Raw genomic sequence first — 16,167 nt, 5'->3', positions numbered from 1 at the left:
GCCGATCGAGCAGGGGGACCGCATGGAGCTACGGCAGCTGCGCTGCTTCGTGGCCGTCGCCGAGGAACTGCACTTCGGACGGGCCGCCGAGCGGCTGCTGCTCGGGCAGCCCGCGGTGAGTCAGCAGGTCCGGCGGCTGGAACGGGAGTTGAGGGTCGAGCTGTTCGACCGGTCGCCCCGGTACGTCCGGTTGACCCCGGCCGGCGAGCGCTTCCTGGGCGCGGCCAGGGACGTGCTGGCCGCCGAGGCCGCCGCCCGCGCCGTGGCCGCCGACCTGGCCGCGCCCGCCACGCTCCGGCTCGGCACCGTCACCGGGCTCGGTGAACGGCTCGACCTGATCCTGGACACCTACCAGCGGCGGGCGCCCGAGGTGCGCGTCGAGCTGCGGGACGCCCCGGTGCGGGAGCGGCTGGCCCGCGTGGCGGACGGCCGCCTCGACGCCGCGTTCGTCCGGGGCGCGATCGCCGAGGACAGCCCGGAGCTCCGGTTCCTGCCCGTCTGGCAGGACGAGCTGGTGCTGGCGCTGCCCGGCCGGCACCCCCTCGCCGACCAGTCCGAGGTCGACCTCACGGAACTCGCCGACCTGCCGCTCCGGTTGACCGAACGGCGCAACCATCCGGCGCTGGTGGACCTGGTGATGGACGCCTGCGCGAGGGCCGGCTTCGAGCCGACCCTCGGCCCGCCGCACGGCTCGCTCCAGGACACCCTGGCGTCGATCGGCACCGGCACGCCGATGTGGACGGTGGTGTACGCCGCCAACGCCCGGATGGTGAACGCCCGCCGGATCGCCTTCCGCCCCTGCCGGACCCGGCTGGCCCTGCCGACCTCGATCGCCGTACGGCGTTCCAGCCCGCTCCCGCGGCTGCTCCTGGAAGCCTGCCGATCGGCGGTGACCTGGGACGATCAGGGTTCGTGATCGCTGCCAGAGCGATTCCGGTCTGGGTGCGGCGGGCCCGCCCGGGGTGGACTGTTCCCAGCCGGAGATCCCGGCGGAACACCACCCGGTCAGGAGCCGAGGATGCCGATCGTCACCATTCAGCAGGGCCCGCGCGAGGTCGAGCAGAAGCGCGAGCTGGTCAAGCGGGTCACCGAGGCCTTCGTGGAGGCGCTGGAGGTTCCCGCCGAGAGCGTGTACGTGTGGATCCAGGAGTACCCGGCGGAGAACTGGGGCGCGGCCGGCAAGCTCGTCGCGGACCGGTAGCCCGCCCGGTCGGCAGGCGCCGGCACCGGCCCCCGCCCCGTCCTCGCCGGCACCGGTCCCGCCCCCGCCGCACAGGAAGTCGGGTAGGCCGACTTCCTGTGCGGCGGGTGCTTTCCCGGACCCGCTCAGGGGGCCGCGTAGCGCGTGACGCCGGTGATCCGGCAGTTGACCTTGCCGGACACCTGCGCCGCCCCCGGGGCCTTCTGCACGGCGGCCTGGCTGGGGGCGAGGTTGTTGGTCGCGGCGGCGCCCTCGGCGATGCGGGTGCCCGAGGCGTCGGTGAACTCCAGTTGCACGATGTAGTTGCTGCTCTTGCTGCTGTGGTTGGTGATCCTGACCTCGGCCTCGGGCATCTTCAGCAGGTCGTTGACCGTGCACTTGGTGATCTCGGCGTCCTTGGCGGCGTCGCCACCACCGGCGGGGGCCGCGGCCGGCGGGGCGGCCGCGGGAGCGGTGTCGCCCGCCGCGGGTGCCGCCGGGGCGCCGGCGGTGGTCGCGGCGACAGCGGGGGCGGTGCTCCCGCTGCTGGTGGAGGTGCTGGGGTCGCATGCTGCCAGACCGAGAACGGTGGCGCCGGCGGCGAGCAGGGTGAGGGCGGTGCGACGCATGGGTTCCTCTGGGACGTGGTGCGGTTGGTTGGAGCGACCGTAGCGATGCGCACCGTTGCGCGGGGATCCTGTGATGGGTCCGTGACCGGTCCGGGACCTACCCGTCGGTCATGATCGGAGGACCGTGGGCCGTGCGTTCGAAAATTCGCAAATACGGTCGGGGAAAGCACATATGACGACTCATCCGATCGATCCGAGCGCGGCCGCGTAGTCCGCCGCCGCGTCGGCGCAGCCCCAGCTGAGGGTGACGCCGGCGCCGCCGTGGCCGTAGTTGTGGACGATGCGGCCGGCCGGGTCCGGTTCGAGGCGGGGGCCGCCGTGGCGGGCGGGGCGCAGGCCGACGGCGTGGCCGATGACGCGGGCGTCACGGAGGGCCGGGATGCGGGCCGTGCAGCGGGCGAGGATGGCTGCCGCGGTGGCGGGGTCGGGTGCGGTGTTCCAGTCGTCCGGTTCGAAGGTGCCGCCGAGGACGACGTCGGCGCTGCGGGGGTGGACGTAGGTGTAGCCGCCCGGGTCGTCCTGGATGCGGGTGGAGGCGGGCAGTCCGGGGTTGCGGACCAGGACGAGCTGGCCGCGCACCGGGTGGACGGCCGGGTCGTCGCAGAGCTGTCGGGCGCCGATTCCGGTGGCGTTGACGACCACGGGCGCCCAGGCCCGGGCCTGGTCGAGGGTGTCGAGGCGGCGGTGGACGGTCTCCCCGCCGTGGTCGAGGAACCGGTCGAGCAGCCAGGGCAGGTAGAGCGGCATCTCGACGGCGGGCGCGGTGAACGACCAGCCGTCCGCGCTGTCCGGTCCGCGTTCGGCGGCCGTCAGCCGGCGCAGGTCGGGGACGGCGGCGCCCCACCAGGGCAGGCCCGCCGACTGCTGCTCGTGCTCCAGCATCCGGGTGCTGCGCATCGAGACGCCGGGGACGCCGTCGGCCGCCTGGCGGGCGAACTCGGCGAAGGCGGTCGCGGACCAGTCCGCCACCCGGCCGCTGGTGCCGGTGGCGACCGGCAACCAGACCGCCGCGGCCACGGCCGAGGTCGTCGACAGCAGGTCGTCGGCCGTCACCACGACGACCCGAAGTCCCTTCTCCTGCAGCCGGATCGCTGTGGTGAGCCCGATGATCCCGCTTCCGACCACGACGACGTCCATGGTGAACTCCTCGCTCGAAGGGTGGCCCGCCGGGGGCCGGCGGCCGTCTCCAGGAAAGCCGGTCATGCCGGGGCCGTCCACGACCGGTTCCGACCGGAAGCGACGAGCAACCCTTGCCATCGTCACCCGGGCCGCCGGACGGCTGGTCGAGCGCACCGGCAAGGGCTGTGCGCCGGCGCCGGCCGGGCGCGCGGCCGCCGAGGAGGCACGGCGGGTGCTGCGGGAGCGTGGTGGTAGGCAGCGCGCGGGCGTCGGCGCCGGCGCCGGGCGACGGCATCCGGCCGTGATCCGAACGGCCGATAGTCACCTGTGCCCGGTCGCGGACAGGGTCCTAGCGTCGGGGCACCGACACAGTCCGAGCACGGGAGTCCATGAATGAACATGTCCACACGAGCCGGCTCGATCCTCGGGGCCGCCGCGGCGGCGCTGGCCCTGTGCGCCGGGCCGGCGGCCGCGGGCGGGCAGCCCGCGGCACTGTCGGCGGCCGGCAGCGCCCTGCCGACCCGCACGGCGGGAGCGGCCGCGCAGCCCGACGGGATCTCCACGATCACCAGCGCCAGCCCGGAGGCCGCCGGCAAGTGCCTGGACGTCTACGACTGGGGCAAGGGGCGGGACATCCAGATGTGGGCCTGCCACGGCGGCAGCAACCAGGCCTGGACCATCTCCTGGAACGGCACCAGCGGGGGCTGGAACATCCAGAGCCTCGCCAGCCACCAGTGCGTCGACGGCTCCCTGGGCAAAGGGGAGCAGCTGATCCAGAACTCCTGCGGCACCGGCCTGGGGCAGGCCTGGAAGATCGACTCCTTCGTCGGCGCGTTCCGCGTCGAGAACATCGCCTACCCCGGCCAGTGCATGGACATCTACAACTGGGGGCGCAGCTCGAAGGTCCAGCTCTGGGACTGCGGGAGCCAGGCCAACCAGTACTGGCTGTCCGGCTGACCGACCACCGGCTCTGGGCGGCCCCGGTGCCCGCGACCGCTCCGGTGCCCGCCCCCGCGAACCGGGCGGGGGCGGGCACGGCCGTCAGGGGCTCAGCCGATGGTGGAGCCGGTGATCGGGGCGGAGAGCTCGACGGTCTCGCCGTTGCGCCCGGCCTTGACGAACTGCCAGCTCAGGCCGCTGATGACGCCCTTGTCCAGCGGGGCCAGCTTGGCGAAGGCCGGCTGGCTGAGGTCGATGTGGGTGGAGTCGCAGGACGGACACTGGTCCTTCACCGGGACGGTGACGGTCTTGCCCTGGTAGGTCACCTTGACCGAAATGCCCTTGCAGACGGGGTCGTTGTTCGGGTTGGCGGTGGTCCACCAGGTGTGCGAGACGGCGACCAGCATCTGGGTGGCGGCGTTGATCTGGGTGCCGCAGGCGCCGTAGCCGGCGTCGTTGTAGTAGGTGGCCTTGCCGGTCATGGGCTTGTTGATCGGGATCGCGGCGCTGGCGGAGCCGGCCGTGAGGGCGATCAGGGCGGCTGCGGCGAGCGGGGCGCCCGCGAGGATCCTGAGGTTCTTGCCGATGGCGCGCATGGTCCGTTCCCTCCGGTTGCGGTGCAGGGTATGGCATGTGCATGACAGGCGGAACTCGACACATCCGCACGACGGTTCGCCGACCGAATGTCCGCCCTTGTGGAGGAAACGTATGCGCCCTACCGCGGGTGGTCCAGACCTCCGCGATGTTGGCATGAACACAAGGCAAGCATCTTTACCAATGCGGCCGAAGAGGCGAAGATGCGTGACCGCACCGCCACGGAGGGTGTTGACAGGGCGTCACCCGAGTCTCCGGAGGCCCCCTCAGATGCGCACCTCGCTCGTCGCCCTGCTCCTCGGCACCTTCCTGCTCCCGACCGCCGCCCCCGTCGCCGCCGCTGCCGCGCCCCGCGAGGTGAACCAGGGCTACAGCATCCCGGTGGCCGGTGTGACCGACCTCGGCGCACTGCCCGTCCTCGGCAGCCTCGGGCTGGACTTCGCCCGCCTGCTCACGCGGTAGCGGCCGCACCTCTGCGCGGGGCGGCACCGGGGACCGGCCCCGGCGAGGGCGGCGCCGAAGGCACCCGCAGCCGCCTCGGGGTTCCCGATCCCCCGCCGAGATCCCTCCACCCGGGTTACCCTCGTCCCGCGCGGCGCCCGTCCGCGCGGCCGACCGAGGGGGGAACGGATGATCGGGGACCTGCTGCCGGACGTCGTGGTGACCGAGGTGGCCTACGACGACCCGCCGGAGGCCCGGCTGGAGCCCGAGGAGGAGCCGGCCGTCGCCCGGGCCGTCGACAAGCGGCGCCGCGAGTTCACCACCGTCCGGCACTGCGCCCGGACCGCCCTCGCCCGGCTCGGCGTCCCGTACCGGCCGCTGGTCCCGGGCCTGCGCGGCGCCCCGAGCTGGCCGGACGGCGTGGTCGGCAGCCTCACCCACTGCGACGGCTTCCGCGCGGCGGCCGTGGCCCGGGCCGGCACCCTCGCCTCCGTCGGCATCGACGCCGAACCCGCGCTGCCGCTGCCCGAGGGCGTCCAGGAGGCGGTCGCGCTGCCGGTCGAGCAGCAGCGGCTCGCCAAGCTGGCCGCCGAGTACCCGGACGTGCCGTGGGACCGCATCCTGTTCAGCGCCAAGGAGTCGGTGTACAAGGCCTGGTTCCCGCTGACCCTGCTCTTCCTGGACTTCCACGAGGCCGAGCTCGACCTCTCCCCCGACGGCACCTTCACCGCCCGGCTGCTCGTCCCCGGCCCGGTGGTCGGCGGCCGCCGGATCGACGGCTTCGACGGCCGCTGGGCGGTCCGGGACGGGCTGCTCGCCACCGCGATCGCCGTCTCGCCCTGACCCGCCGCCGGCGCCGCATATCCTCGACCCCGTGACGGTGACCTATGTGATCGACGGCAACGGGATCAGGACCCTGGAGGACTTCTGGGACGCGGTCGGGCGGACCATCGGCGAGGACGGCTACTTCGGCCGCAACCTCGACGCCTTCGCCGACTGCCTGCGCGGCGGCTACGGCACCCCCGACGACGGCGACTGGGTCATCGAGTGGCGCCACCACGAGGTCTCCCGCCGCAACCTCGGCCACCCGGAGACGGTCCGCCAGCTGGAGCTGCGGCTGTCGCGGGCCCACCCCGCCAACCGGGCGCAGATCACCGCCCAGCTGGACGCCGCCCGGGCGGGCCGGGGGCCGACGGTCTTCGACTGGCTGGTCCGGATCATCGAGGAGGAGCACCCGGGCGGCCTGCGCCTGGCCTGAGCCGTCCGCCCCGAGGCGCCCCCGCCCGCCCGGCTACAGCACGTCCGACAGCCGTACGAAGCGCCGACCCGCCGCCAGCAGCCCCGGCACCGCCGCCGCCACCCCGGGGGCGGTGCCGCCGCCCGGATGGTTCAGATGGCCGATCACGATCGCGCCGGGCGGGGCGGAGGCCACCTCCTGCCGCACCTCGGCGGCCCGCAGCGTCGCCCCGCCGTCGCCGTTCACGGTGAAGCCGGCCACCCGCTGGCCGAGGTCGGCGACCACCCGGGTGGCGACGTCGTCGTAGTGCGCGGTGCCGGAGCGGAAGAACCGGGGCGGGTGCCCGAGCAGCTCGGCGAGCTTGTGGGCGTTGCCCGCCACCTCGTCGTACACCTCGCCGACGTCGCGCGTGCCGGCGATGCCGTACGCGGAGCGGCCGGTGACCGAGAGCGGGCGGTGGGCGGTGCCGTGGTTGCCGATCTCGAACAGCGGGTCGGCGGCGAGCCGCTCGAACTCCTCCGGGTTGGCGTCGATCCAGCGGGCGTTCAGGAAGAGGGTGGCCGGCACGCCGTTCGCCCGCAGGAAGTCGATCAGGTCGGCGTCGTAGCCGTTGCCGCCGGGGCCGCCGCAGGCGTCGAAGGTGAGCGCCATGGCGCTCTCGCCCTCGGGCAGCGCGGTGATCACCCCGGACACCTCCAGCCCCCAGTCGCCCGGGGCCTGCCCGTCGTACCGCTCCACCGACTCGGCCCGGGTCGGCTCCCGCGCCGGCTGCTTCGCGGCCTCCGGGGCGGGCGTGGGCTCCGGCCCGGCCGTCGGCGCGGCGGCGGCCTCGGCGGGCCCGGCCGCAGTCCCGTCGGCGGGCGTCCCGAGCGGGGCGGCGGACGGGGCGGCGGACGGTATCGCCGAGGCCGCCGAGGCGGAGCCGGCCGGCGGGAGCAGGGATGAGTCGGCGCCCGCCGACCTGGTCCGGCACCCCGTCAGCGCTCCTCCGGCCACCACCATGAGCAGCGTCCGCCGCCTCACCGACACATCCGTCTCCCATCCGCACTAGTTCTCATATAAACCGACGACATGACTATGAACCGACCAATCGTCACTCCCCGCAACTCGCCCCCGCCCCCGGCCGGCACCTCTTCACCGCCCCGCCCCACCACCGTGGGCCCCGACTCACCCCCGGTTCACTCGCCGGGGTAGGCACGCGGGCGACCCGCCCGCCGCGAACCGGAGACCTCGATGCCGACCGAGCCCAGCACGCCCCGCCATGACCGGCCGACCGAGCCCAGCACCCCGCGCCACGACCAGCCCGCCCGCCGCGACCTGCTCCGCACCGGCCTCGCCACCGGCGCCGCCACCGCCCTCGGCCTGGCCGCCACCACCGCCCGGGCCGCCGCCTCCCCCACCGACGCTCCCGGCGGCACCCCCGGAGGCACCCCCGCCGACCGCACCCTCACCCTCACCGGCCATCTGCCCACCGGCTCCCCCGACTTCGTCCACCTCCCCGTCGAAGTGCCCGAGGGCGTCCGCGAGATCGCCGTCTCCTACCGCTACGACAAGCCGCCGGTCCCGGCCGGCACCCCCGGCAACTCCTGCGACATCGGCATCTTCGACGCCCGCGGCACCGACCTCGGCGGCGCCGGCTTCCGCGGCTGGTCCGGCGGCTTCCGCACCGAGTTCAGCCTCTCCCGCGGCGCCGCGACCCCCGGCTACCTCCCCGGGCCGATCGACCCCGGCACCTGGCACGTCGTCCTCGGCCCCTACCAGATCGCCCCGCAGGGCCTGGACTACCACGTCGAGGTCACCCTCCGGTCCGGTCCGCCCGGGCCGCGGTTCACCCCCCACTACCCGGCGGAGCGGGCCCGCGGCCGCGGCCGGGCCTGGTACCGGGGCGACTGCCACCTGCACACCGTCCACTCCGACGGGCGGCGCACGCCCGAGGAGGTGGCGGCCGGGGCCCGCGCGGCCGGCCTGGACTTCATCGTCTCCACCGACCACAACACCAGCTCCTCGCACGGCTCCTGGGGCCCGCTGGCCGGCCCCGACCTGCTGATCCTGCCGGGCGAGGAGGTCACCACCCGCAACGGCCACTGGCTGGCCCTCGGCCTGGAGCCCGGCCAGTTCGTCGACTGGCGCTACCGCTCGCGCGACGAGGAGTACCCGCGCTTCGTCCGCCAGGTCCACCGGGCCGGCGGCCTGGCGGTGCCCGCACACCCGTACTGCCCGTACGTCGCCTGCCAGTGGAAGTTCGGCTACGAGGGGGCCGACGCCGTCGAGGTGTGGAACGGCCCCTGGACGTACGACGACGAGTCGGCGGTGGACACCTGGGACGGCCGGCTCGCCGTCGCCCTGCGCGAGGGCCGCTCCTGGCTGCCCGCCCTGGGCAACAGCGACGCGCACAGCGAGCCGCAGGCCATCGGCTCCCCGCACACCGTGGTGCTGGCCGAGGACCTCACCCGCGACGCGATCCTGGACGGGCTGCGCGCCGGGCGCAGCTGGCTGGCCGAGTCCTCCGCCGTCCGGCTCGACTTCACCGTCACCGGACACGGCCGCCGGGCGGGCATCGGCGAGGAGCTGACCGTCCCGGCCGACGCCCCGCTGGACGTCCGGCTCACCGTGTCCGGGGTGCCCGGCGGGACGGTCCGCCTGCTCACCGACGAGGGGCAGCTGCACCAGGAGTCGTTGCCCGCCGACGGCTCCGGCACCGTGGTCTGGCGCACCACCGCCTCGCTCGTCTCCTACGTCCGGGCCGAGGTGCGCCACCCGAAGGCGGACGGCACCCCGGGCAGGGGCAACTCGATGGGGCCGGACCTGCCCTGGGGGCCGATGGCGGCGCTCACCAACCCGATCGTGCTGCGCACCGAGGAGCGGTAGCGGCCGGCACCGACCCGCCCGGGCCTCTCCGGCCTCCCCGCCGACCGGCCCGGACGTCCCCTCCGACCCGCCCAGGAACCGGACGGGGGACGACTCCGCCACCCGTTTGGACTAGGTTGATCCCCGAAACGCATCAGTCGTAGGGACGAGGCGGTCGGTTGTCCGGTACAGGGGCCGACCAGCCCCTTCGCACGCCGACCGCCCCGCCCCCGGCTACCCGACCGTCCCCGGCCCGCGAAGGGATCAGCAGCTGTGAACCGTACGACCGTAGGTGGGCCGGAGCTCGGGGGCGGCCGGGGCGCCGGGGGCGTCCTCGTCCTCGTCGACCCCGACGGGGCCGGGAACAGCCCGGTCGCGGAGCTGCTCGCCCGGGAGCTGAACCCGAGCGTCCACCTGCGGACGGACGACTTCCTGCGGGTCATCCGCAGCGGCCAGCTGCCGCCCCACCTGCCCGAGGCCGGGCACCAGAACGCCACCGCCCTGGCCGCCGCCGCCCAGGCCGCCTTCGCCTACGCCACCCGGGGCTACCAGGTCGTGGTGGAGGCGCCCGCCGTCCCGGCCGCCCTCGACACCTTCCGCCGCGAGAGCCGCACCACCGGCGCCGCCCTCCACTACGTCGTGCTGCACGCCGGCCCGGCCGCCGAGGCCCCCGACCACGCGCTCGACACCACCGCCCTCACCCCCGAGACCACCGCCGCATCCGTCCTCGCGGCGCTCGCCCACCGCACCCACCTGCTCGGCTGGTAGGGCGCTCGGGCTCGGCTGATAGGGCGCTGGGGCTCGTCAGGCGCCCACCACCCCGTCGATCGCCTCCCGCAGGAAGTCGGCGTGCCCGTTGTGCCGGGCGTACTCGTGGATCAGGTGGAGCATCACCAGCCGCAGCGACACCTCGGCGTCCCACCGGGCCTGGTGGCCGGTGACGTCGAGGGAGTCGGCGGCGAGCTCGATGCGCCGGGAGTGCTCGACCTCGGTCTGCCAGGCGGTGAAGGCCTCGTCCCGGGTGGCGCCGGCGGGGTCGTACGCGGCCTGGTAGTCGCCGTCCCCGGACCAGACCAGCGGCAGGTCCTCGCCGTTGATCACCCGGCGGAACCAGGTCCGCTCCACCTCCGCCATGTGCCGGACCAGGCCCAGCAGGCTGAGCGCGGACGGCGGGCTGGAGCGCAGCCGCAGCTGCTCGTCGGTCAGGCCCTCGCACTTCAGGGCGAGGGTCGCCCGGTGGAAGTCGAGGAAGCCGCGCAGCATCTCGCGCTCGCCTCCGGTCAGCGGCGGGGCGGGGCGGTCGTCGGGGACGTTCACGGTGTCGTGCTCCTCGCGGTGGTCGGCGGTACCCGCGGACTGTAGCGAACCGCCCGGCCCGTCCGGAAAGCGTTTTCCCCTGCTCTCGCACCGCCCTGTCACATCCGCGCGCCGTCCGGTGTCTTCATGTCCGGCGAACCCGCCGCACCACCGAACCCCCGAACCGGGAGGACACCATGGCACTGCGACTGCCGAAGGCCCAGCTGCCCGCCGAGCTGAGCGAGAACATGATCAAGGGCTTCGGGACGGAGCTCGAACCCGTCGAGGCGATCTGGCACAACCCCGGCGTCGCCACCGCGAACCTGGACTTCTCCCGCCGGATCGCCGAGTGGGACGCGCTCGACGAGAGCCTCAAGTCCTTCGCGCACATGGCGGTGGCCGCGCAGGTCGGCTGCGGCTGGTGCCTGGACGTCGGCTACTTCCAGGCGCGGAACCAGGGCGTGGACCTGGCCAAGGCGAGCCAGGTGCCGAACTGGCGGGCGTCCGAGGTCTTCACGCCGCTGGAGCGGGAGGTGATGGAGTACGCCGAGGCGATGACCGTGACCCCGCCGGCCGTCACCGACGAACTGTACGAGCACCTGCTGGACGAGCTCGGCCCGGCGGCCATGGTCGAACTCACCGCCTACGTGGCCTTCGTCAACATGGCCACCAGGAACAACACCGCGAACGGCGTCCGCTCCCAGGGCTTCTCGGACTCCTGCGAGATCCCCCTGGCCCGGCGCGGCGCCGCCGTCGACGACGCGGCCGGGGCGTCGCCGGCATGACCGGGACCGAGGACCCCTTCGTCACCCACCGCAGCCTGCTCTTCACCGTCGCCTACGAGCTGCTCGGCTCCGCCGCCGACGCCGAGGACGTGCTGCAGGAGTCCTGGCTGCGGTGGGCCGAGGTCGACCACGACCGGGTGCAGGACCCGCGCTCGTACCTCATCCGGATCGTCACCCGCCAGGGCCTCAACAGGCTGCGGACGCTCTCCCGCCGACGCGAGCAGTACGTCGGCGAGTGGCTGCCGGAGCCGCTGCTCACCAGCCCCGACGTCGCCGAGGACGTCGAACTCGCGGAGAGCGTCTCGTTCGCGGTGCTGACCGTGCTGGAGACCCTCGGGCCGACCGAGCGGGCGGTGTTCGTGCTCCGCGAGGTCTTCGAGCTGCCGTACGAGGAGATCGCCGAGGCCCTCGGCAAGACCCCGGCCGCCGTACGGCAGCTCGCCCGCCGGGCCCGCGGGCACGTGGCGGCCCGCCGGCCCCGGGTGCGGGTGAGCCGCTCCGAGCAGCAGCAGGTGGTGGAGCGCTTCCTGGAGACCCTGCGCACCGGGCGGTTGCAGGACCTGATGGCGGTGCTGGCGCCGGACGTCGTCCTGATCGCCGACGGCGGGGGGATCGCCGCGGCCGTCACCGCCCCGGTGTACGGGGCCGAGGCGGTGGCGGCGCTGCTCGCCCGCACCGGCCGGCTGCCGGTCGCGTTCGACGCCGCCACGGTCTGGCTCAACGGCGCACCGGCCGGCCGGATCGACATCGGCGGCGAGCCCTCGGTGGTGAGCCTCGCGGTGGCGGACGGCCGGATCACCCGGGTCTACATCGTCCGCAACCCGCGGAAGCTGACCCGGCTCGACGCCCCGGCCGTCCTCACCCGGTAGCCGCCCCCGTCGCGTGGTGGTGCCCGCGCCCCCTCGGAGCACCACCACGCCCCCCGCCGCCCCCTGGACACGGCCCACCCCGCCATCACGTACCGTGTTCGGACCACCACAGGTTTGGGTACGTACCTCGGCACGCCCGACGGCCGGGCACCCACCGACCAGGAGACCCAGCGGCCCATGGACCACAACCGCATCCCCCCGACCGTGCGCCAGACCTACGGCGCCGACGACCTCAGCACGGCCCCGTCATTCGCCGGCGGTTTCATCAACTTCGGCTACTGGCAGGGGATCGACCTCGCGGCCCCGACCCCCGAGGACCGGGTGCGCAGCCAGGAGCAGCTGTACCGGCGGGTGTTGCGGGAGTTCCCCGAACCGCGCGAGCGGCTGCGGCTGGCGGAGGTGGGTTGCGGGCGCGGCCTCGGGAGTGCCCTCGCCCTGCGGGAGTTCCGGTTCGCGGGGGTGACGGGGGTGGACATCCACCCGGACCAGATCGAGCGCGCCCGGGCCGTCAACGCGAGAGCCCTGGCGACGTACCCCGATCGGCTGGCTTACACCCTGGGCTCGGCGGACGAACTCCCGTTCTCCGACGGCTACCTGGACGGCGTCTTCTCCGTCGAGGCCGCCCAGCACTTCCGCGAACTGAGCGGTTTCGCCCGCGAGTCCTCCCGCGTCCTGCGATCGGGCGGCCGCCTCGTCGTGACCACCTTCTTCACCGCCCCCGGCCCCGACGCCGCCGAACGCCTCAAGATCATGCTCGCCAGCTTCGCCGACGGCCTCGACGTCCCCCACCCCCTCGACGCCTTCACCGCCGACCTCACCCGCCACGGCTTCACCGACATCACCACCGAATCCATCGGCTCCGACGTCTGGCCCGGCTTCGACCGCTACCTCACCGACACCGTCCCCACCGCCCACTGGTCCCGCCACTTCCTCACCGCCTGGCGCGACGGCCTCCTCGACTACCACGTCCTCACCGCCACCCGCATCTGACACCGGGGCCCGCCCCCAGGCTCGCCCGCACCCCCGGCGGGCGGGCCCGCACCGGGCCCTCACGGCTCGACTTCGGGCACCCCTTGACGCCCAGCACCGTCGTGCGATCCCGGCAGCCTGTGGGCCCGCTCCCAGGGCATCACCGGTCAGGTCAGGCATCCCGTGGCGGCGGTTCGCCTGCCCACCGGCTCACGCAACACCTCGAAACGGGCACACGGCCAGGACGACCGCCGGACCGTGTTGCCCGATTCGCGCCCGGTCGGGGAGAAGGGCCACTGTCAGGACCGCGTCGGTGTCCTTCGGGTGCGGTCTACTCGGAGGGCGGCGCGGTCATCGGCGGCGGCGGCCGCCGCCGCCGATGTGGCGGTCGTTGGCCAGTGCGGTCAGCGGGCCGTACTCACAGGCGAGCTGGTTCCACGTCAGGACCTCGCCACAGCGGGCCGGGAACGTCTTCGGGTCGAATTCGGGCATGGTCCAGGTGCCGGTGGCCCGGTCCCGTAGCCACAGGTCCCCGTCACCGTCGACCACAGTCGGCGGGGCCGGTACGGGATCGGCCTGATCGATGGGATCCCAGGTGACCCGGCCGGGGTGGGAGACGCGGCGCAGCTCGGTGGTGGCCAGCCGTGCGGCCAAGTCGCGGGTGGACTCTTCGGTGTCCTTGACCGACGCGAGCCGGTACGCGTCGTCGAGGACGGGCAGGGCTGGATTCTGGCTGCGCTTGGAACTCATACGCTGGCTACCTCCGTAGGAGGCGCCACATCCGTTATGGCACCCCGTGTGGGAACACGGTATCCGAGTCGGGCGCCGTGCCGGTCACTACCACCGTTCAGGTGGTCGGCCCGGGTGCGCCACCGGTGCGACAACTCGCCAACGGTGGCGAGGGCGCCGGCGATGGCCTCGTGCTGGTCGGCCATCCGCCTCCCCTGGCGGGACACGGGGCCGAAAGCCGCGGTGAGGGACACTGCGAGCGACAGGGCGACGGCCGGCGCGTCGGCGCCGACGGGACGGTCCTAGAAGCTGAGCAGGCCGATGGCGTGGCCGTCATGGTCCACCACCGGCCACACGTCCAGGCCTCGGGCGCGCATGGCGGCGGCCGCCGCGTCCGCGGGCATGTCAGCGGTGGCGAACGGGCCGCGGTCGAGGACGACGGCGCGCACCGGGGTCCGCTCGGTGTACCAGGAGCGGGCCTGGAACGGCGCGAGGTGCAGGCGCGTCAGCAGCCCCGCACAGCGGCCGTCGTCGTCGCGGACCAGGATGTGGTCGGTGCCGGAGCTCTGCAGGATGTCCATCGCCGTGTCGACCATGATGTCGTCGCTGACCTGCAGATCAGGGCACTTCATGACGTCGCCGACCGTGGCGGCGGTCTCGGTGCGTTCGAGGGTGATGGTCATGGGCAGACTCCTTCGCGTATCCACCGCCGGGACCGGCGGTGGGCGGAACGCTGACGGTGGGACGGCCGGCGGGTGCGCCGGAGTGGGCCGAGACTGCTGTTCGTCCGGTGAGTGGTGGGAGCCGGGACCACGACGGCGGCCCTGGCCCCCACGCGCCCGTGCTAGGCGGCGAGGGCGACTCGGCGCGGTGCCCGGCGGCGGCCGGAGGAGCCCTTGTTGTCGCGGCCCGTGGCGGTGGCGCGGGTGTCGGCTCCCGCGTGGGCGGGGCGGCCGCGGCGCCCGCGGCTCGCGGACGCGCTGCGGCGGGGGCGTTCGACGACGGGGACGGCGATCACGGTGGGGATGCCCGTGGGTACCCGGGCGCCGGTGATGCGGGCCAGGTCGTCGTCGCCGGCGCTGACGCGGGTGGTGACGGGGGTGATGGCGGCCGTGGCCATCATGCGGGCCATCTCGCGGCGCTGGTTGGGCAGGACGAGGGTGACGACGGTGCCGGACTCGCCGGCGCGGGCGGTGCGGCCGCCGCGGTGGAGGTAGTCCTTGTGGTCGGCGGGCGGGTCGAGGTTGACGACCAGGTCGAGGCCGTCGACGTGGATGCCGCGGGCGGCGACGTTGGTCGCGATCAACGCGGTGACCTGGCCGGTACGGAACTGCTCCAGGGTGCGGGTGCGCTGGGGCTGGGACTTGCCGCCGTGCAGGGCGGCGGCCTTCACCCCGTTCGCGAGCAGGTCCTCCACCAGGCGGTCCGCTCCGTGCTTGGTGTCGATGAACATGATCACGCCGCCCTCGCGGGAGGCGATGTGGGCGATCGTGGCGGCCTTGTCGTGGTTCTGCACGTGCAGCACGTGGTGCTCCATCGTGCTGACCGCGCCTGCGGACGGGTCCACCGAGTGGGTGACCGGATCCTTCAGGAACCGCCGGACCAGGCGGTCGACGTTGCGGTCCAGGGTGGCGGAGAACAGCATCGTCTGGCAGCCCTCGGCGACCTGGTCGAGGAGTCCGGTGACCTGCGGCAGGAAGCCCATGTCGGCCATCTGGTCGGCCTCGTCGAGGACGGTGATGCCGACCCCGTCCAGCTGGCAGTCGCCGCGCTGGATCAGGTCCTTGAGGCGACCGGGGGTGGCGACCACGACCTCGGCCCCCTGGTTCAGGGCGTGGGCCTGGCGTCCGATCGACATCCCGCCGACCACGGTCGCCATGCGCAGCCGCACCGCGTGGGCGAACGGGGTGAGGGCGTCGGTGACCTGCTGCGCGAGCTCGCGGGTGGGCACCAGCACGAGGGCAAGCGGGCGGCGCGGCTCGGCGCGCCGCCCGGCGGTCCGGGCCAGCACGGCGAGGCCGAACGCGATGGTCTTGCCGGAGCCGGTGCGGCCTCGTCCGAGGACGTCACGGCCGGCCAGCGAGTTCGGCAGCGTGGCAGCCTGGATCGGGAACGGCGCGGTGACGCCCTGGCGGGTCAGCACCGACAACAGCGCCTTCGGCATGTCCAGCTCGCCGAACGCCTCGACGGCCGGCAGCGCCGGGGTGGTGCTCACCGGCATCGCGAACTCCCCCTGCAGGGACGAGCCCTGACGGGAGTTGCGGCCGCCGGCGGGCCGGTCGCCGTAGAAGGAACCGCCGCCGGAACGGGATCCGTGGGAACCGCCGGAGCGGGCGGAGGCCGAGGAGCGGGAGTTGGTGGTCCGGTACGCGGAGCGACTGGAGCGGTTCATGGGAAACCTTCCTGGGGCGGCACGCCGCGCGGCGGCTCCGCAGCGCGGGGCGCCGGCAGGAGATCGCGAGGAACGGGCCGAAAGTGTGGAGAGGGCGGGGCGTGGACGGTGAAACCGTGCGGCACGTCACCTCAGGTCCGC

The 16,167-nt window shown here is 74.2% G+C and carries 19 protein-coding genes; 11 read left to right on the top strand and 8 right to left on the bottom strand.

What is annotated here, in order from left to right; translation table 11 throughout:
* Nucleotides 1-22 precede the first annotated feature (22 nt).
* Together ACFY0X_RS00290 and dmpI are read left to right on the top strand one after the other, a co-directional pair.
* The gene (locus ACFY0X_RS00290) at nucleotides 23-916 is read left to right on the top strand and encodes a LysR substrate-binding domain-containing protein (protein ID WP_387747082.1); all 894 of its coding nucleotides are present in this window, start codon (nucleotides 23-25) and stop codon (nucleotides 914-916) included.
* A 102-nt stretch (nucleotides 917-1,018) separates the two neighbouring features.
* Nucleotides 1,019-1,201: a 4-oxalocrotonate tautomerase DmpI gene (dmpI, locus tag ACFY0X_RS00285; RefSeq protein ID WP_387747079.1), complete on the top strand. Its 183-nt coding sequence runs from the start codon at nucleotides 1,019-1,021 to the stop codon at nucleotides 1,199-1,201.
* 125 nt (nucleotides 1,202-1,326) lie between these two features.
* Here the strand turns inward: dmpI and ACFY0X_RS00280 are convergent, their stop codons facing one another.
* Together ACFY0X_RS00280 and ACFY0X_RS00275 are read right to left on the bottom strand one after the other, a co-directional pair.
* Nucleotides 1,327-1,809, bottom strand: a complete 483-nt coding sequence (locus ACFY0X_RS00280) for a hypothetical protein (RefSeq protein WP_387747076.1) — start codon at nucleotides 1,807-1,809, stop codon at nucleotides 1,327-1,329.
* Between the two features lie 180 nt (nucleotides 1,810-1,989).
* Entirely contained in the window at nucleotides 1,990-2,946 is a 957-nt protein-coding gene (locus ACFY0X_RS00275; protein WP_387747073.1) for an FAD-dependent oxidoreductase, read from the bottom strand.
* A 381-nt stretch (nucleotides 2,947-3,327) separates the two neighbouring features.
* Between ACFY0X_RS00275 and ACFY0X_RS00270 the strand changes: the two genes are divergently transcribed.
* Nucleotides 3,328-3,885 carry an RICIN domain-containing protein gene (locus ACFY0X_RS00270; RefSeq protein ID WP_387747070.1) on the top strand — a complete coding sequence of 186 codons (558 nt, stop codon included), beginning with the start codon at nucleotides 3,328-3,330 and terminating at the stop codon, nucleotides 3,883-3,885.
* Between the two features lie 92 nt (nucleotides 3,886-3,977).
* Here the strand turns inward: ACFY0X_RS00270 and ACFY0X_RS00265 are convergent, their stop codons facing one another.
* Nucleotides 3,978-4,463, bottom strand: a complete 486-nt coding sequence (locus ACFY0X_RS00265; protein ID WP_387747067.1) for a cysteine/serine endopeptidase inhibitor — start codon at nucleotides 4,461-4,463, stop codon at nucleotides 3,978-3,980.
* A 268-nt stretch (nucleotides 4,464-4,731) separates the two neighbouring features.
* Here ACFY0X_RS00265 and ACFY0X_RS00260 point away from each other — a divergent pair, with 268 nt between their 5' ends.
* The 3 genes from ACFY0X_RS00260 (at nucleotide 4,732) to ACFY0X_RS00250 (ending at nucleotide 6,160) form a co-directional block, all read left to right on the top strand.
* Nucleotides 4,732-4,923, top strand: a complete 192-nt coding sequence (locus ACFY0X_RS00260) for a hypothetical protein (protein WP_387747064.1) — start codon at nucleotides 4,732-4,734, stop codon at nucleotides 4,921-4,923.
* A gap of 168 nt (nucleotides 4,924-5,091) precedes the next feature.
* The gene (locus tag ACFY0X_RS00255) at nucleotides 5,092-5,745 is read left to right on the top strand and encodes a 4'-phosphopantetheinyl transferase (protein WP_387747061.1); all 654 of its coding nucleotides are present in this window, start codon (nucleotides 5,092-5,094) and stop codon (nucleotides 5,743-5,745) included.
* A gap of 31 nt (nucleotides 5,746-5,776) precedes the next feature.
* Nucleotides 5,777-6,160 (top strand): barstar family protein, encoded by a 384-nt coding sequence (locus ACFY0X_RS00250; RefSeq protein ID WP_387747059.1) that lies wholly within the window; start codon nucleotides 5,777-5,779, stop codon nucleotides 6,158-6,160.
* A 33-nt stretch (nucleotides 6,161-6,193) separates the two neighbouring features.
* On the opposite strand, the gene ACFY0X_RS00245 is transcribed toward ACFY0X_RS00250, so the two are convergent.
* Entirely contained in the window at nucleotides 6,194-7,162 is a 969-nt protein-coding gene (locus ACFY0X_RS00245; protein WP_387747057.1) for a polysaccharide deacetylase family protein, read from the bottom strand.
* 210 nt (nucleotides 7,163-7,372) lie between these two features.
* Between ACFY0X_RS00245 and ACFY0X_RS00240 the strand changes: the two genes are divergently transcribed.
* Nucleotides 7,373-9,007, top strand: coding sequence for a CehA/McbA family metallohydrolase (locus ACFY0X_RS00240; RefSeq protein WP_387747055.1), 1,635 nt, complete (start codon nucleotides 7,373-7,375; stop codon nucleotides 9,005-9,007).
* 252 nt (nucleotides 9,008-9,259) lie between these two features.
* Nucleotides 9,260-9,754 (top strand): hypothetical protein, encoded by a 495-nt coding sequence (locus ACFY0X_RS00235; protein ID WP_387747052.1) that lies wholly within the window; start codon nucleotides 9,260-9,262, stop codon nucleotides 9,752-9,754.
* Nucleotides 9,755-9,790: 36 nt separating this feature from the next.
* Here the strand turns inward: ACFY0X_RS00235 and ACFY0X_RS00230 are convergent, their stop codons facing one another.
* Nucleotides 9,791-10,249 (bottom strand): DinB family protein, encoded by a 459-nt coding sequence (locus ACFY0X_RS00230; RefSeq protein ID WP_387748035.1) that lies wholly within the window; start codon nucleotides 10,247-10,249, stop codon nucleotides 9,791-9,793.
* A 230-nt stretch (nucleotides 10,250-10,479) separates the two neighbouring features.
* On the opposite strand from ACFY0X_RS00230, the gene ACFY0X_RS00225 reads away from it, so the two are divergent.
* The 3 genes from ACFY0X_RS00225 (at nucleotide 10,480) to ACFY0X_RS00215 (ending at nucleotide 12,926) form a co-directional block, all read left to right on the top strand.
* Nucleotides 10,480-11,067, top strand: coding sequence for a carboxymuconolactone decarboxylase family protein (locus ACFY0X_RS00225; RefSeq protein WP_387747049.1), 588 nt, complete (start codon nucleotides 10,480-10,482; stop codon nucleotides 11,065-11,067).
* The gene (locus ACFY0X_RS00220) at nucleotides 11,064-11,936 is read left to right on the top strand and encodes an RNA polymerase sigma-70 factor (RefSeq protein WP_387747046.1); all 873 of its coding nucleotides are present in this window, start codon (nucleotides 11,064-11,066) and stop codon (nucleotides 11,934-11,936) included. Before ACFY0X_RS00225 ends, ACFY0X_RS00220 begins: the two co-directional genes overlap by 4 nt.
* Before the next feature lie 114 nt (nucleotides 11,937-12,050).
* Nucleotides 12,051-12,926 (top strand): class I SAM-dependent methyltransferase, encoded by an 876-nt coding sequence (locus ACFY0X_RS00215; protein WP_387747043.1) that lies wholly within the window; start codon nucleotides 12,051-12,053, stop codon nucleotides 12,924-12,926.
* A gap of 330 nt (nucleotides 12,927-13,256) precedes the next feature.
* Here the strand turns inward: ACFY0X_RS00215 and ACFY0X_RS00210 are convergent, their stop codons facing one another.
* The 3 genes from ACFY0X_RS00210 to ACFY0X_RS00200 form a co-directional block, all read right to left on the bottom strand.
* Nucleotides 13,257-13,655, bottom strand: a complete 399-nt coding sequence (locus ACFY0X_RS00210) for a hypothetical protein (RefSeq protein WP_387747041.1) — start codon at nucleotides 13,653-13,655, stop codon at nucleotides 13,257-13,259.
* A gap of 281 nt (nucleotides 13,656-13,936) precedes the next feature.
* Nucleotides 13,937-14,317: a CBS domain-containing protein gene (locus ACFY0X_RS00205; RefSeq protein ID WP_387747038.1), complete on the bottom strand. Its 381-nt coding sequence runs from the start codon at nucleotides 14,315-14,317 to the stop codon at nucleotides 13,937-13,939.
* A 161-nt stretch (nucleotides 14,318-14,478) separates the two neighbouring features.
* The gene (locus ACFY0X_RS00200; RefSeq protein ID WP_387747035.1) at nucleotides 14,479-16,026 is read right to left on the bottom strand and encodes a DEAD/DEAH box helicase; all 1,548 of its coding nucleotides are present in this window, start codon (nucleotides 16,024-16,026) and stop codon (nucleotides 14,479-14,481) included.
* Nucleotides 16,027-16,167: the final 141 nt, after the last annotated feature.

It is taken from the genome of Kitasatospora sp. NPDC001547 (assembly GCF_042894165.1).
GTDB lineage: Bacteria > Actinomycetota > Actinomycetes > Streptomycetales > Streptomycetaceae > Kitasatospora.
The sequence above is the reverse complement of the archived record's forward strand: the minus strand, read 5'-3'. Positions and strand labels throughout refer to the sequence as shown.